Source organism: Streptomyces sp. (assembly GCF_036566765.1).
Classification (GTDB): Bacteria; Actinomycetota; Actinomycetes; order Streptomycetales; family Streptomycetaceae; genus Streptomyces.
The window spans coordinates 1-13,449 of sequence record NZ_DATCVQ010000674.1; the positions used below are offsets into that span (position 1 = coordinate 1).

The 13,449-nt window shown below is 72.1% G+C and carries 14 protein-coding genes; 8 read left to right on the top strand and 6 right to left on the bottom strand.

The genetic code is table 11. The annotated features are described in order from the left end of the window. Positions 1–200: 200 nt before the first annotated feature. Genes crcB (VIU94_RS39130) through crcB (VIU94_RS39140) form a run of 3 tightly spaced genes read left to right on the top strand, consistent with a single transcriptional unit; the run spans position 201 to position 1,311 of the window. Complete coding sequence (gene crcB, locus VIU94_RS39130; protein ID WP_331919458.1) at positions 201–611, top strand: fluoride efflux transporter CrcB; 411 nt, start codon at positions 201–203, stop codon at positions 609–611. Continuing rightward, the gene (locus tag VIU94_RS39135) at positions 608–961 is read left to right on the top strand and encodes a putative PII-like signaling protein (RefSeq protein ID WP_331919460.1); all 354 of its coding nucleotides are present in this window, start codon (positions 608–610) and stop codon (positions 959–961) included. Before crcB (VIU94_RS39130) ends, VIU94_RS39135 begins: the two co-directional genes overlap by 4 nt. Further along, the gene (gene crcB, locus VIU94_RS39140) at positions 958–1,311 is read left to right on the top strand and encodes a fluoride efflux transporter CrcB (protein WP_331919462.1); all 354 of its coding nucleotides are present in this window, start codon (positions 958–960) and stop codon (positions 1,309–1,311) included. Before VIU94_RS39135 ends, crcB (VIU94_RS39140) begins: the two co-directional genes overlap by 4 nt. Before the next feature lie 8 nt (positions 1,312–1,319). On the opposite strand, the gene pucL is transcribed toward crcB (VIU94_RS39140), so the two are convergent. Together pucL and VIU94_RS39150 are read right to left on the bottom strand one after the other, a co-directional pair. Beyond that, entirely contained in the window at positions 1,320–2,240 is a 921-nt protein-coding gene (pucL, locus tag VIU94_RS39145; RefSeq protein ID WP_331919464.1) for a factor-independent urate hydroxylase, read from the bottom strand. 228 nt (positions 2,241–2,468) lie between these two features. Further along, the gene (locus tag VIU94_RS39150; RefSeq protein ID WP_331919466.1) at positions 2,469–3,641 is read right to left on the bottom strand and encodes an IS701 family transposase; all 1,173 of its coding nucleotides are present in this window, start codon (positions 3,639–3,641) and stop codon (positions 2,469–2,471) included. Positions 3,642–3,844: 203 nt separating this feature from the next. Between VIU94_RS39150 and VIU94_RS39155 the strand changes: the two genes are divergently transcribed. The 5 genes from VIU94_RS39155 (at position 3,845) to VIU94_RS39175 (ending at position 11,564) form a co-directional block, all read left to right on the top strand. After that, the gene (locus VIU94_RS39155; RefSeq protein ID WP_331919468.1) at positions 3,845–4,795 is read left to right on the top strand and encodes a 4-hydroxy-3-methylbut-2-enyl diphosphate reductase; all 951 of its coding nucleotides are present in this window, start codon (positions 3,845–3,847) and stop codon (positions 4,793–4,795) included. A 31-nt stretch (positions 4,796–4,826) separates the two neighbouring features. Further along, on the top strand, positions 4,827–5,867 hold the full coding sequence (locus VIU94_RS39160; RefSeq protein WP_331919470.1) for a polyprenyl synthetase family protein: 1,041 nt from the start codon (positions 4,827–4,829) through the stop codon (positions 5,865–5,867). A gap of 20 nt (positions 5,868–5,887) precedes the next feature. Further along, positions 5,888–7,735 carry a 1-deoxy-D-xylulose-5-phosphate synthase gene (locus VIU94_RS39165; RefSeq protein ID WP_331919472.1) on the top strand — a complete coding sequence of 616 codons (1,848 nt, stop codon included), beginning with the start codon at positions 5,888–5,890 and terminating at the stop codon, positions 7,733–7,735. Positions 7,736–7,755: 20 nt separating this feature from the next. Then, the gene (ispG, locus tag VIU94_RS39170) at positions 7,756–8,904 is read left to right on the top strand and encodes a flavodoxin-dependent (E)-4-hydroxy-3-methylbut-2-enyl-diphosphate synthase (RefSeq protein ID WP_331919484.1); all 1,149 of its coding nucleotides are present in this window, start codon (positions 7,756–7,758) and stop codon (positions 8,902–8,904) included. A gap of 242 nt (positions 8,905–9,146) precedes the next feature. Next, positions 9,147–11,564: an ATP-binding protein gene (locus VIU94_RS39175; RefSeq protein WP_331919474.1), complete on the top strand. Its 2,418-nt coding sequence runs from the start codon at positions 9,147–9,149 to the stop codon at positions 11,562–11,564. Between the two features lie 55 nt (positions 11,565–11,619). Here VIU94_RS39175 and VIU94_RS39180 read toward each other — a convergent pair whose 3' ends face one another. The 4 genes from VIU94_RS39180 to VIU94_RS39195 form a co-directional block, all read right to left on the bottom strand. Next, entirely contained in the window at positions 11,620–11,892 is a 273-nt protein-coding gene (locus VIU94_RS39180; RefSeq protein ID WP_331919476.1) for a hypothetical protein, read from the bottom strand. 41 nt (positions 11,893–11,933) lie between these two features. After that, positions 11,934–12,218, bottom strand: a complete 285-nt coding sequence (locus VIU94_RS39185; RefSeq protein ID WP_331919478.1) for a hypothetical protein — start codon at positions 12,216–12,218, stop codon at positions 11,934–11,936. A 106-nt stretch (positions 12,219–12,324) separates the two neighbouring features. Further along, complete coding sequence (locus tag VIU94_RS39190) at positions 12,325–12,534, bottom strand: hypothetical protein (protein WP_331919480.1); 210 nt, start codon at positions 12,532–12,534, stop codon at positions 12,325–12,327. Further along, positions 12,522–13,094, bottom strand: coding sequence for a DUF5994 family protein (locus VIU94_RS39195; protein WP_331919482.1), 573 nt, complete (start codon positions 13,092–13,094; stop codon positions 12,522–12,524). Before VIU94_RS39195 ends, VIU94_RS39190 begins: the two co-directional genes overlap by 13 nt. Between the last annotated feature and the right edge of the window lie 355 nt (positions 13,095–13,449).

Sequence of the window (13,449 nt, forward strand, 5' to 3'; positions counted from 1 at the left end):
AGGCGCAGGGCCCGGAGATCCAGGGCAGCCCGCATTTCTTCGCGACCGGCGGCTACGCGGCCCACAACCCGGGCGCGACGTATGTCTTCACCGGCGACCTGTACGACGGCGGCTTCCCCCGCCTCGACCACTACGACGCCGACTGGGCGACGGCGCTGCTGGAATCGCTCGCGGACTGAGGCCTGTCCTAGCCTGTGCGCATGCTCGCGCGCGCTCAACTGCCGGTGGTCGGCGTCGTCGCCGCCGGCGGGGCGCTCGGCGCGGCCGCCCGGTACGGCGCGGCGCTGGCCTGGCCGACGCCTGCCGGGGCGTTCCCCTGGACCACGTTCGGCGTGAACGTCCTCGGCTGCGCGCTGATCGGCGTCCTGATGGTGCTGGTCACCGAGACCGCCGCCCCGCCGCACCCGCTCGTGCGCCCCTTCCTCGGCACCGGCGTGCTCGGCGGCTTCACCACGTTCTCGACGTACGCACTCGACACGCAGCGACTGCTGGAGGACGGGGAGACCGTGCGCGCCGTGGCATACATGGGGGCGACGGCAGCGGCGGCCCTCGCCGCGGTCTGGGCCGCGACCACGGCGACCCGTGGCGCACGCGCGAGGAGAGCACGATGACGCGACTGGCGGGCAGGGCCCTGCGGCTGACGGTCCTCGTCGGGGAGAGCGACACCTGGCACCACCGCCCGCTGTACTCCGAGATCGTGCACCGCGCCCACGCGGCCGGCCTCGCCGGGGCGTCGGTCTTCCGCGGCATCGAGGGCTTCGGCGCCTCGTCCCTCGTGCACACCGCGCGCCTGCTGTCGCTGAGCGAGGACCTGCCGGTCGCGGTCCTGATCGTGGACACCGAGGACCGGGTCCGCGCGTTCCTGCCGCAGCTCGACGAACTGGTCGCCGAGGGGCTGGTGATCCTCGACGACTGCGAGGTCGTCCGGTACACCGGGCGGGACGCGGGGGAGCGGGAGTGAACTGGCTGCTCGTCCTCGCCGGTGCCGCCGTCGGCGCGCCGCTGCGCTACCTCACCGACCGCGCCGTCCAGGCCCGGCACGACTCGGTCTTCCCCTGGGGCACGTTCACCGTCAACGCCGTCGGCTCGTTCGTGCTCGGTCTGCTCACCGGCGTCTCCTCCGCGCAGGCCCAGCTGCTGCTCGGCACCGGGCTGTGCGGCGCCCTCACCACGTACTCCACGTTCTCCTACGAGACGCTGAAGCTGTACGAGAGCGGGGCGAGGCGGTACGCGGCGGCCAACGTCGCCGGGAGCCTGGCCGCCGGACTCGGCGCCGTGTGGCTGGGCGTCGAGGCGGCGGCCGGGCTCTGAGCCTCGGGTCAGGCGACGATCCAGTCGCTGGTGGCGATCACCGGCTGCACCCCGTCGCGGTGGATCGTGCCCTCGATCAGGCCGTACATCCGGTCGGCGGCGAAGTACACCTCGTTGTCGTTCTTCAGCCCGAAGGGCTCCAGGTCGACGAGGAAGTGGTGCTTGTTCGGCAGGTTCAGCCGGACCTCGTTGACCGTCGAGACGTTGTCGAGGACCCGGTCCGCCATCGCGTGCAGGGTCTGCTGGAGCGAGTAGCTGTACGTCTCCGCGAAGGCCTCCAGCATGTGCCGGCGAACCTTCTTGTACGAGCGGTCCCAGTCGTGGTCCTCGTCCGCGGCAGCCGCGGCCGAGTTCGCCCAGCGGGCGGTGACCTTGGTGGCCAGGATGCGGTCGTACGCCTCCTTCAGGGTCGTGTACCGGTCCTTGATGTAGCCGTGGAACTCGGAGTTGGTCGAGTTCATCACCGTCAGGTCCTTCAGCCCCGAGATCACCTCCAGCTGACCGGTGTTCTCGCTGTAGGTGATCTGCGCGGTGCGCACCTCCTGGCCCTGCCGCGCGAAGGAGTGCTGCTCCTTGCGGGTCGGCACCGGGATGCGGTCCCAGGCGAACTCCTCGATGCGGATCTGCGCCTCGTGGATGACGGACTGCGAGGAGACGAAGTGCTTGGCCAGGAGGATGCCGAACGCCTCGGGCGACGTGACGCCGTGCTCCTTGGCGAACGCGTACACGGTGTTCTTGGTCGTGTCCGTCGGCAGACAGTTGCCGTTGTCGCCGGTCAGATGGACCTCGCGGAACTCGCCGCGCAGCGCCACGGACACGTTCAGGTCGCGGATCTCGTGCCAGGAACCGTCCGAGCCCTTGCGGGTGATCGCGACGATGCGGTTCTCGGCCTTGCCGTACTGGTTCTGGGCGAGGACGTGCTTGCTCATGTGCCTGCTCCTGCGGGTACGCGGATACGAAGATCCCGTACGCCCGGCGTCCAGCGCCCGCCCCGGTGGATCGGGACGCTCCCCGCCGTCCGGCCCCGGCAGAAGCGGAGCCGCCCCGGGACTGACGAGCATCCCGGTCCGTAGGTGTCGGCTCGAAGATAAGTGCCATTCCCGGCCGGTGGCAATGGGTTCACTCTGTGTGCACCCGCCGTGCACCGCCGCCGGGCCTCACGAGGCGGTGGCCCGCTGCAGCGCCGGCAGCCGCGCCGCCGCCGAGAGCACGGCGACCGTGTGCGCGGCGGAGGCGAGGGTGACGTGCCGGTGCCAGCCGCTGTACGAGCGGCCCACGTAGTCCCGGATGCCGACCTGCGCGGTGACCTCCTCGAAGTCCTGGTCGACCCGCCGGCAGTAGCCGCTCAGCTGGGGCACCGACGCCACCTGCGTCGGCGGCAGGTCGGTCAGCCACAGCTCGTCCGCCTCCGGCCGGCCGGCCCGGCCGACGCCCACCAGGAGCAGCTGTCCCCCGTCGCGGTGCACCGAGGCCCCCGGGACGCGGACCCGGGCGACGGTGATCAGGCTGGTGCGGGCCCGCGGCCCGGAGGCGAAGTCCTGCCACATCACCGGCCGGCGCAGATGCCGGGCCGCCCGGACGATCTCGGCGGCGGCCAGCCGGTGCGCCCCGTGCCCGGTGAGCGCCGAGTCGCTGACCGTCAGCCGGGTCTCCCCGGTGACCCGGACCAGCGCCGGGATGCCCGCCGCGCGCAGCCCGGCGACCGTGGCGACCGGATCGATCTCGTCGATGTCGACGACCACCGGCCGGGCCGGCAGGTCCCACTCCCGCGCCATCTCCCGGCAGGCCGTCAGCAGGCAGTCGCCGAGGGTCTCCGGGCCCAGGTCGCAGGGGATCGACGCCTGGTTGCGGCGCAGCCCGTCCTTGAACCAGGCCTGCGGCAGGTGCAGCCGCCAGTTGACCGGCGCGGTCATCCGGTCCGACACCGCCCACACGCCGATGGCGCGCTGGGCGCTGAGCAACTGGCCCTCGGCGGGCGAGAAGTACTTGCTCACGCCGACCGAGTGCGTCCCCACCTTGGGGATGATCATCGGCCGGGCCACCCACGCCTGCGGCGGCGCGGTCTCGAGCAGGTACCGCGCCATCGCCCGGCGCACCAGCGTCCAGTCCCAGGTGGAACTGCAGATGAAATGGTGCAGTCCCTGACCCGTCCCGTTACCGCCGATCAACGCCGCCATGTTACGTATCGACTTACGGCCCCGGGTCGACAGCAGACCCTGAATGTATTCGACGCCCCTACGGCGTTGGTCACTGCGTCGCAGGGACTGGAAGAGCGGCGTGCACACCGCGTCGAGGATGGCATCGGCCGGGTTCTCGGTGACAGTGCTCATGCGCTTCACAGTAGGAATTGCGCGATGGCGATTTGAATGACAAGGGGATGGCAAGGTTCAGCGGTTGCCCTGGTCGGGAGGCATGGCTAGTTCGTGCTCGCTGTCATTGTCATGGTTGACGGCCGGTCCGCGCGGCCCCCAGAGTCGGTCCGTCGGACGCCGCCCCGGCGGCGCTGGACCAACTCTTTGAAGACGGAGCGAAGATGGGGCCGCAAAAGAAAGTCCTGCTCGCCGAACCGCGCAGTTTCTGCGCCGGAGTCCGGCGGGCGATATCAATTATTGAGCTGGCGCTCGAGCGTTACGGTGCCCCGGTCTACGTACGCAAGGAAATAGTCCACAATCACTATGTCGTTCGTCAGCTCGAGAAGCGCGGCGCGATATTCGTCGATTCGGAGGACGAGGTTCCGGAGAAGGCGGTCTGCGTGTTCTCCGCGCACGGCGTCTCGCCCCAGGTCCGGGAGAACGCCGCGCTGCGCTCCCTCGACGTGATCGACGCGACCTGCCCGCTGGTGTCCAAGGTGCACCAGGAGGCCCTCCGGTTCGCCCGCGACGACCGCACCCTGCTGCTCATCGGCCACGAGGGCCACGAGGAAGTCGAGGGCACGTACGGACACGCCCCCGAGCAGACGATCATCGTGGAGACCGAGGAGGACGCCGAGCGGCTCGACCTGCCTGCCGACGCCCCGCTCGCCTTCCTCACCCAGACCACGCTCTCGGTCGACGAGACCAAGGGCATCATCGCGGTGCTGCAGCGCCGCTTCACCGATCTGCGCGGCCCCGGCACCGACGACATCTGCTACGCCAGCCAGAACCGGCAGGACGCCGTCAAGGCGGTCGTGCCGCGCAGCGACCTGGTGCTCGTCGTCGGCTCCCGCAACTCCAGCAACTCGGTCCGGATGGTCGAGGTCGCCGAGCGGCTCGGCACCCGCGCCCATCTCGTCCCCGACGTCACGGAGTTCGACGACGGCTGGCTGGAGGGCGCGACGACGATCGGCGTGAGCGCCGGGGCGAGCGCCCCGCAGATCCTCGTCGACGAGCTGCTCGACCGGCTCGCCGAGCACGGCTACGACGACGTGGAGATCGAGTCGGTCGCCCAGGAGGACGTCGTCTTCCACCCGCCGGCCCGGCTCCTCGACGCCCCGTCCGCGCCCTGAACCGCACCCCCCACCAGAGAGGGAAGTCGTCATGTCACGTTCCCAAGTCCCCCAGGCCCGCGCGGCCCGGCTGGCCGTGCTGGAGAAGGTCGAGCGGCGCCTGGCCGGGTTCCTGACCGCGGAGCGCGACCACTGGGTCCGCGTGGACCCGCGCGGCGCCGTGCCCGTCGACGCGGTGACCGGCCTGGTCGCCGCCGGCGGCAAGCGGCTGCGGCCGGCGTTCTGCGTCAGCGGATTCCTCGCCGCCGGCGGCGAGGCGGCCGACGAGCAGCTCGTCGTCGACTGCGCCGCCGGCATCGAACTCGTCCACACCGGCGCGCTCGTCCACGACGACGTCCTGGACGCCTCCGAGCTGCGCCGCGGCGTCCCCGCCGTGCACACCCGCGAGTCCGCCACGCACATCGCCAGCGGCTGGCGCGGCGAGCCGCGCCGCTACGGCGAGGGCGTCGCGATCCTCTCCGGCGCGCTCGCCCAGATCTACGCCGAGCGCCTGGTCCGCGACCTGCCGCCGGTGGTGCGCGACCTGTGGGGCGAGATGCTCACCGAGATCCAGATGGGCCAGTTCCTCGACATGGCCGTCGCCGCCGAGGGCGTGATCGAGCCGGAGCTGTCCCGCTGGGTCGCCGTCTGCAAGTCGGGCCGCTACAGCATCCACCGCCCGCTGCTGCTCGGCGCCGCGATCGCCGGCCGGCCGGACCTCGCGCCGGCGTTCGAGGAGTACGGCGAGGCCCTCGGCGAGGCGTTCCAGCTGCGCGACGACCTCATCGGCGTCTTCGGCGACAGCGACGCGGCCGGCAAGCCGGTCGGCCTGGACCTGGAGCAGCACAAGATGACCCTGCTGCTGGTCGAGGCCGCCGAGCGGGACGAGCGGGTCCGCAAGCTGATCTCCGGCAACGACTGGGACACCGAGGAGATCCTCGACCGGCTCGGCGAGAGCCGGCTGCGGATCGAGCAGCGCATCGACGAGCTCGTGGCCCGGGCCCGTACGGCCCTCGAACGGGCCGACCTTGACGACGCATGGCGCGCCGAACTCGGCGTGATGGCCGACGAAGTGGCCTACCGGAGCAGGTGAGGGAGCTGAGGGAGCACCCCATGTCCTTGTTGAAACAGGTGCGCGGACCACAGTCGCTGCGCGCCCTGAAACCCGAACAGCTCACCGAACTCGCCGCCGAGATCCGGGACTTCCTGGTCGACAAGGTCACCGCCAGCGGCGGCCACCTGGGCCCGAACCTCGGCGTCGTCGAGCTGACCATCGCCCTGCACTCCGTCTTCGACTCGCCGACGGACCGGCTGGTGTGGGACACCGGCCACCAGAGCTACGTCCACAAGATCCTGACCGGCCGGGCCGACGGCTTCGACCGGCTGCGCAAGCGCGGCGGCCTGTCCGGCTACCCGTGCGCCGCCGAGTCCGACCACGACCTGGTGGAGAACTCGCACGCCTCCACGGCCCTGTCGTACGCCGACGGCCTGGCCCGCGCCGACGCGCACACCGGCCGCACCGACCGCGCGGTCGTCGCCGTCATCGGCGACGGCGCGATGACCGGCGGCATGGCCTGGGAGGCGCTCAACAACATCGCCGACGGCCCCGACCGGCCGCTGATCGTCGTGCTCAACGACAACGGCCGCTCGTACGCCCCCACCCGCGGCGGCCTCGCCGACCACCTCGCCGAACTGCGCGCCGGCCGGCCCGGACCCGGCCTGTTCGAACTGCTCGGCCTGGCCTACCTCGGCCCCGTCGACGGCCATGACATCGCCGCCGTCCAGGACGCGCTGCGCCACGCCCGGGAACTGCGCCGCCCCGTCGTGGTGCACGTCGTCACCGAGAAGGGGCGCGGCTTCCCGCACACCGAGAGCAACGAACTCGACCGCGGGCACGCCATCAAGCCGATGGACCCGGTCACCGGCCGCGCCCTCGGCGCCTCCGCCGGGCCCTCGTTCACCTCGGTGTTCGGGGCGCAGGTGACCCGTATCGCGGAACGCCGCCCCGACGTCGTAGCCGTCACCGCGGCGATGCTGGAGCCGACCGGCCTGCTGCCGATGCAACGGCGCTTCCCCGACCGGGTCCTGGACGTCGGCATCGCCGAGCAGCACGCCGTCACCATGGCCGCGGGCCTCTCGCTCGGCGGCGTCCACCCGGTCGTCGCGATCTACTCGACCTTCGTCAACCGGGCCTTCGACCAGCTCCTGATGGACGTCGCCCTGCACCGCAGGGCGGTCACCTTCGTGCTCGACCGGTCCGGCGTGACCGGCGACGACGGGCCCAGCCACAACGGCATGTGGGACCTGTCGGTGCTCCAGGTGGTGCCGGGCCTGCGGATCGCCGCGCCCCGCGACGGCGCCCGTCTCGAGGAGCTCCTCGACGAGGCCGTGGCCTGGGAGGAGGGGCCGACGCTCGTACGGTTCCCCAAGGGGCCGGCCGGCGAGGACGTGCCGGCGGTCGCGACCTTCGCGGGCCTCGACGTACTGCGCCGCTCCGGCTCGCTCGACGTCCTGATCGTCTCGGTCGGCGCGCTGGCCGGGACGGCGCTGCGGGTCGCCGAGGTGCTGTGGGCGCAGGGCATCGGGACCACGGTGGTGGACCCGCGCTGGGTGAGCCCGGTCAACCCGACGATCGGCGACCTGGCCCGCCGCCACCGCCTCGTCGTGACCCTGGAGGACAGCGGCCGCACCGGCGGCATCGGCTCCACGATCGCCCAGTTCCTGCGCGACGACCGGGTGCGCACCCCGGTGCGGGAGTTCGGCATCCCGCGCAGGTTCCTCGACCACGGCAGCAGGGCCGAGGTGCTGGCCGACTGCGGGCTGACCGCGCAGAGCGTCGCCCGCGCGGTGGTGGAGGAGATCAGCGGCCCCGAGGGCGCCGGCCCGTCCGGCTCCGCAGACGCAATCGCTGACGAACTCGCGCGGCTCCTGGACGGGGCCGGCGGAAGGGAGACACGGTGACCACGACCGTAGGGCTCGGCATGCCGAAGGTCCGGGACGAGCCGGAGCTGCCGCCGGTCGCCGAGCGACGGGTCTCGCGGCAGATCATGGTGGGCAAGGTGCCGGTGGGCGGCGACGCGCCGGTGTCGGTGCAGTCGATGACGACGACGCCGACCACGGACATCAACGCCACGCTCCAGCAGATCGCCGAACTGACCGCGTCCGGCTGCCAGATCGTGCGCGTCGCGGTGCCGTCGGCGGACGACGCCGAGGCGCTGCCGATCATCGCGAGGAAGTCCCCGATCCCGGTGATCGCGGACATCCACTTCCAGCCCAAGTACGTGTTCGCGGCGATCGACGCGGGCTGCGCGGCGGTCCGGGTGAACCCGGGCAACATCAAGAGGTTCGACGACAAGGTCCGGGACATCGCGAAGGAGGCCGCCAACGCCGGCATCCCGATCCGGATCGGCGTCAACGCCGGTTCGCTGGACGCCCGGCTGCTGAAGAAGTACGGCCGGGTCACGCCGGAGGCGCTGGTCGAGTCGGCGCTGTGGGAGTGCTCGCTCTTCGAGGAGCACGGCTTCCGCGACATCAAGATCTCGGTCAAGCACAACGACCCGGTCGTGATGATCGCTGCGTACCGGCAGCTCGCCGCCCAGTGCGACTACCCGCTGCACCTCGGCGTGACCGAGGCGGGCCCGGCCTTCCAGGGCACGGTCAAGTCGTCGGTCGCCTTCGGCGCGCTGCTCGCCGAGGGGATCGGCGACACGATCCGGGTCTCGCTGTCGGCCCCGCCGGTGGAGGAGGTCAAGGTCGGCAACCAGATCCTGGAATCGCTCAACCTGCGCGAACGCGGCCTCGACATCGTCTCCTGCCCGTCCTGCGGGCGCGCCCAGGTCGACGTGCACACCCTCGCGGAGAAGGTCAGCGCCGCGCTGGAGGGCTTCCCGGCGGCGCTGCGGGTGGCCGTCATGGGCTGCGTCGTGAACGGCCCCGGCGAGGCCCGGGAGGCCGACCTCGGCGTGGCCTCCGGCAACGGCAAGGGCCAGATCTTCGTCAAGGGCGAGGTGATCAAGACCGTGCCGGAGTCGCAGATCGTGGAGACCCTGGTCGAGGAGGCGATGCGGATCGCCGAGGAGCGGGGCATCGACGCGGACCCGGAGAGCGGGGTGACGGTCACGGCGCTGTAAGAGGCGCGGCGGGCGCCCGCGGTTCGCCCCTCCTTGGGGGGCGGACCGCGGTTCTCGCTTGTGTGGACGTCGTTCGTTGGCTTCGTTCGTTTCGTTCGTTTCGTACCTGACAGTTTCGAACAAGCTGCATTGATGCCGGACTGCCGACCGTGTTGGACTGCCTTCCCGTTTGTTTCCGCTGCCGGGCAGAGCAGTTGACGCCTTGCGCGATGCGATACCGCCGCCATCGGAACGGAGTCCCCATGCACGCGATTCGGCAATTCGGCAGAGACAGAGGGCCGGCGGTCGACCAGGTGCTCGGCGGCTCCCTTCCGTTCCGCGGACTGGTGGGGCGCGACCGGGAACTCCGGGAACTGCGCGGACTGCTCGCCTCCGACGCCCGGATCGTGACCGTCACCGGCCCCGTCGGCGTGGGCAAGAGCCGGCTCGCGACGGCCGCGTTCGACGACGTCGTGGACCGGTTCGCCGACGGCGGCATGTACGTCGAACTCGACGACCTCGCGCCCGGCGGCGACCTGTCCGCGCTCGTCACCGACCGCGCGGGCGCGCTCGACGACCGGCACTTCCTGCTGGTCCTGGACGGCTCGGAAGGGCACCGCGGGGCGCTGGGGCAGCAGGTCGTGGCCCTGGTCGGCCGCTGTCCCCGGCTCTCGGTGGTGGTCACCGGACCCGAGCGCCTGGGCGTGTACGGGGAGGCCCTGCTCCCTCTCGAACCGCTGGCGGTCCCGGACCTGGAGGCCCGCGACCTCATGGCGCTCGAACAGGTCCCGTCCGTCCAACTCTTCGTCGAACGGACCCGGCTGATCCGCCCCGGCTTCGCGCTGACCGAGGACAGCGCGGCGGCGGTGGCCGAACTCTGCGCCCGTACGGACGGCCTGCCGCTGGCGATCGAATTCGCGGCCGCGCGGATGAAGCTGCTCTCCCCGCGAAAAGTCCTCACGGAACTCGACGAGGATCTCGCCAGCCTCTCGCGCACGGATTGCGCCATGTTCACGCGGCATTGCGACATGAAATCGGCGCTGGCGAGAAGTCATGCCGGACTGGGCGAGGAAGAACGCGCGTTCTTGCACCGGATCGCGTTCTTCCGCCGGGAATTCGATTTCCCCGCGGCGGTCGGCGTGTCGGGTCTGGGGCCCGCCCGCACGCAGGAGCTGCTGGCCGCCCTGGTCGACAAGAGCCTGCTGAGCACGACGGAGTGCCCGGACGGCGACGTCATCATCACGATGCTGGGCCTGACCCGGGCGTACGTGCGCCAGCACTTGAGAGAGACGGCCGGCGCAGAGGAGGGCGAGGCGGCGCACGCAGGCTTCCTGCTGACACTGGTCGAGGCCGCGGAACCCACCCTGGAAGGCCCCGACCAGCCCTGGGCCCTGACCTGGCTGGACCACTGGCTCCCCGACATCCGCCAGGCCCTGACCCACTTCGCCCGCACGCACGACGCGACATCGGCGGTCCGCATCGCCGCCGCGCTGAGGGTCCACTGGCAGGCCGGCGGCCGAACGACGGAGGGCCTCCGCCGCCTGACAGCAGCCGTCACGGCCCCCGGCGTCCCGCCCGAGGTCGCGGCCAAGGGCCACCGCGCGCTGGCGGAGTTGCTGCTGTGCGCGGGGGAGTGGGACGCCGCAGAGAGGTCCCTGGCCGAGGCCCGGCAGGCGTACGGGACCCTGGCCGACGAGGCAGGCGAAGCCGCCTGCACCCGGCTGGCAGGCGCCCTCGCGTACCACCGCGGCGACGCGGAGACGGCGGCGGGAATGCTGGAGCGGACGTTGACACCTGGTCGGGTCGGCGCGGGTTCCGGCGAGCGCGCCGACGTAGGGGTGGCGGGGCCGTGGGAGCGGACCCTGGCGACCCACCGGTCGGAACGGGGTGCGGCTGCGGCCGGGCCCGGCGAGCGGGGGGAGACCCTGCGTACCCTCGCCGCTTGCCGGCTCGCGGCCGGCGACGCCGCCGGGGCGCGGCGGCTCGCCGAGGAGGCGCTTGCCGTCCTCCGGCCCGTCGACGACCTGCGCAACATCGTGCTCGCGACCTACGTGCTCGCCCACGCCGCGCTCCTCCAGGACGACCGGGACACGGCGCTCCCGCTGTACCGGACCGCGCTCCGGCAGGCGGCCGAGCTGGGGCACGCGCCGGTCGTCGTGCTCGGGCTTGAGCAGTACGCGGTCGCGCTCACCCGCAGTCGGCCCCGGGCGACCGAGACCTGGCGCCGGGTCGCCTCCGCGCTCGGCGCCGCCGCAGCCCTGCGCGTCACCACCCGCTGCGCGGCGCCGGCCGACGTGGCCCGCGAGGTGGAGACCGTGACCGCCCGTGCCCGGGTCCGCCTGGGCGAGGCCGAGGCGAGCCGGCTCGCCGCGGAGGGCGCGCGCGGGGACCTCGCGGAGGCGGTCGCCGCGGTCCTGGCCCCCGCCCCGCCGCTGCGTGTGCCCCGCACCTGGAACGCCCCCGATCACCCGCTCACCGACCGCGAGCTGGAGGTCGCCGAACTGGTCGCGAACGGCCTGACCAACCGCGAGATAGCCCGCCGCCTCGGCATCGCCGAGTGGACCGCGGTCAACCACCTCCGCAAGATCATGAAGAAGCTGTCCTGCACCTCCCGCGTCCAGGTCGCCGGCTGGATGGCCAAACGCGCCGACCCCACCCCACTCGCCTGCGGGGCGGAGTAGCGGCGGGGCCGGGGAGCGGTTTGGCGAAGGGCCGCCTCCCGTCGCCGCCGCGGTGTCAGCCGCGTTCTTCCTCTTCGGCCTCCATGCGGCGGATTCCCTGGTGGGTGAGGGAGACCATCGCGGGTGTGTTGCCGGGTTCCCAGTCGACGGTGATCAGGCCTTCGCCGGCGAGGTAGGTGCAGGCGGCGGCCAGGTCTTCCTCGGGGATGCGCAGGTCGCTCAGCAGCTTCGACCCCGGGACTCCGAGGAGGCGGTTGCCTTCGGTGGCTTCGTAGAGGGCGGTCAGGACCCGTTCGCGGTAGACCTGCCGCTCGCGGAGCGTCGCCATGACCGAGTCCTTTCATGCGGGTGAGGAACGGCCGGCGCTCCTCACACCTCGTCGACGTGGGCGCCGTTGCGAGCGGACGGTCTGCTGGTGGCGAGCCAGGAGAGGGCGGGTTCCGCGGCGGATTCGGTGTCGACGGTGAGGTGGAGCCGTGTGCCGCCTTCGAGTACGGGGTAACTGCGCTGTTCCGCCCCGGCGAAGGAGCGGCGGATCACTTCGGCGACCGCGCGGGCGGCTTCGGGGGTGGCGGCGACGATGCGGATCTCGGCGTGTCCGGCCGAGGGCAGGGTCGCGGTGTCGGTGGGGGTGGGGGTGGGGGTGGGGCACAAGGTGTGAGGTCCCTTCACGGGCGGGCGAGAGGCCGGCGGGTGGGTTGTCCCGGGTGTCGGGTGCCCCACCCGCGGCCTTCGGTCGGAGGAGTGGTCTGGGGGGTGGTCAGGGCCAGGTGCCCGTGGGCCTGCGGCTGGGGGCTTGCCCTGTCGGCGGGTGGTGGCTGTGGCCGGGTGGACGGGCGATGGCCGGGAAGGGGTCGCTGAAGTGGTGGGCCGCGATGCGTGCGTCGTGCTGGGCGTTGAGCTGGTGGATCAGGCGCGTGCCGAGCGCGATCAGCAGGGCGACTGCCGCGAGCGTGATCAGGGTTTCCATGACGTCACCTCCGCATGTTCCTCGGCAGGGGGATCACCCGCGCCCCGACGACCGGGTGCCGGAGCGGCGGCAGGGGCGGACCCGCCGTCGGTCTCCCAGGTTTCCTCGCTGCTTCGGGCGTCCCGCATACGGCGGCCGGTCGCCGCCTCGTCGGACATCAGGACACCGGCGGCCAGGACGCTCCCGGGGACGGCGGCGGCGGTCATGAGCCGGGCGGCTGCGGCGGGTTCGGTCTCGGGCGGGATCACCAGCAGGTCGCAGCGGCCGACGGTGTAGGAGAGCAGGATCATCTTGTCGGGGTCCTGCTCGGTGAACCAGCCGACGTGCACGGTGTGGCCGGTGGCGGAGACCTTGTGGGGGACGACGGGCCAGCGGGTGGGGTTCACCGTGACGCGTGTGATGCGTCCGAAGTGCTCGTCCAGCGCGTCGACCAGGGGCGGAAGTTCGGCGGTGAGGTCACGCGAAAAAGGCCACCAGGCACCGTCCAACTGGCCGGCGAGGGTGGTCTTCGGTGTGAGCGACAAGCGTGCCGGAAGCGCGGGTGCGAGGGTGGCGGTCATGATCGCGGACCCGTCTCCGGGCCGCCCTGCAGGACGGCCCAGTGTCTTGATCGCCGGAAACGACGTCCGCGTGGGAGCGGGTGCTCGACTTACTCCCGGTACTTTCAGCGTACTCCGCCCCGTGATCGGACGAGCGGTTTCTGACCAGGCACTTTCCGACCAGGAGCTCCGCCCGACGGTCGCGGACATGGTCGCGGACCTGGTCGCAGGCCCGCGCCTCACCGGCGCCTCGCGGTACGTGTCCCTCCGTCGCTCCGGGGCCGGCGTCAGCAGGTGCGCGGCAGACACGGGAGCCCGGCGCGTCACAGGCGGACCGGAAACCACCCCTGACCAGCAAAAAGGACCCTCCCGAAGG

Bases quoted from the DNA above. Each gene is read 5' to 3' on its own strand.
- VIU94_RS39150 (WP_331919466.1), bottom strand. From the start codon at position 3,641: ATGAGCACTGTCACCGAGAACCCGGCCGATGCCATCCTCGACGCGGTG.
- crcB (WP_331919458.1), top strand. From the start codon at position 201: ATGCTCGCGCGCGCTCAACTGCCGGTGGTCGGCGTCGTCGCCGCCGGC.
- VIU94_RS39155 (WP_331919468.1), top strand. From the start codon at position 3,845: ATGGGGCCGCAAAAGAAAGTCCTGCTCGCCGAACCGCGCAGTTTCTGC.
- VIU94_RS39195 (WP_331919482.1), bottom strand. From the start codon at position 13,094: ATGACCGCCACCCTCGCACCCGCGCTTCCGGCACGCTTGTCGCTCACA.
- VIU94_RS39175 (WP_331919474.1), top strand. From the start codon at position 9,147: ATGCACGCGATTCGGCAATTCGGCAGAGACAGAGGGCCGGCGGTCGAC.
- VIU94_RS39135 (WP_331919460.1), top strand. From the start codon at position 608: ATGACGCGACTGGCGGGCAGGGCCCTGCGGCTGACGGTCCTCGTCGGG.
- VIU94_RS39160 (WP_331919470.1), top strand. From the start codon at position 4,827: ATGTCACGTTCCCAAGTCCCCCAGGCCCGCGCGGCCCGGCTGGCCGTG.
- pucL (WP_331919464.1), bottom strand. From the start codon at position 2,240: ATGAGCAAGCACGTCCTCGCCCAGAACCAGTACGGCAAGGCCGAGAAC.
- VIU94_RS39165 (WP_331919472.1), top strand. From the start codon at position 5,888: ATGTCCTTGTTGAAACAGGTGCGCGGACCACAGTCGCTGCGCGCCCTG.
- ispG (WP_331919484.1), top strand. From the start codon at position 7,756: ATGCCGAAGGTCCGGGACGAGCCGGAGCTGCCGCCGGTCGCCGAGCGA.
- VIU94_RS39190 (WP_331919480.1), bottom strand. From the start codon at position 12,534: ATGGAAACCCTGATCACGCTCGCGGCAGTCGCCCTGCTGATCGCGCTC.
- VIU94_RS39180 (WP_331919476.1), bottom strand. From the start codon at position 11,892: ATGGCGACGCTCCGCGAGCGGCAGGTCTACCGCGAACGGGTCCTGACC.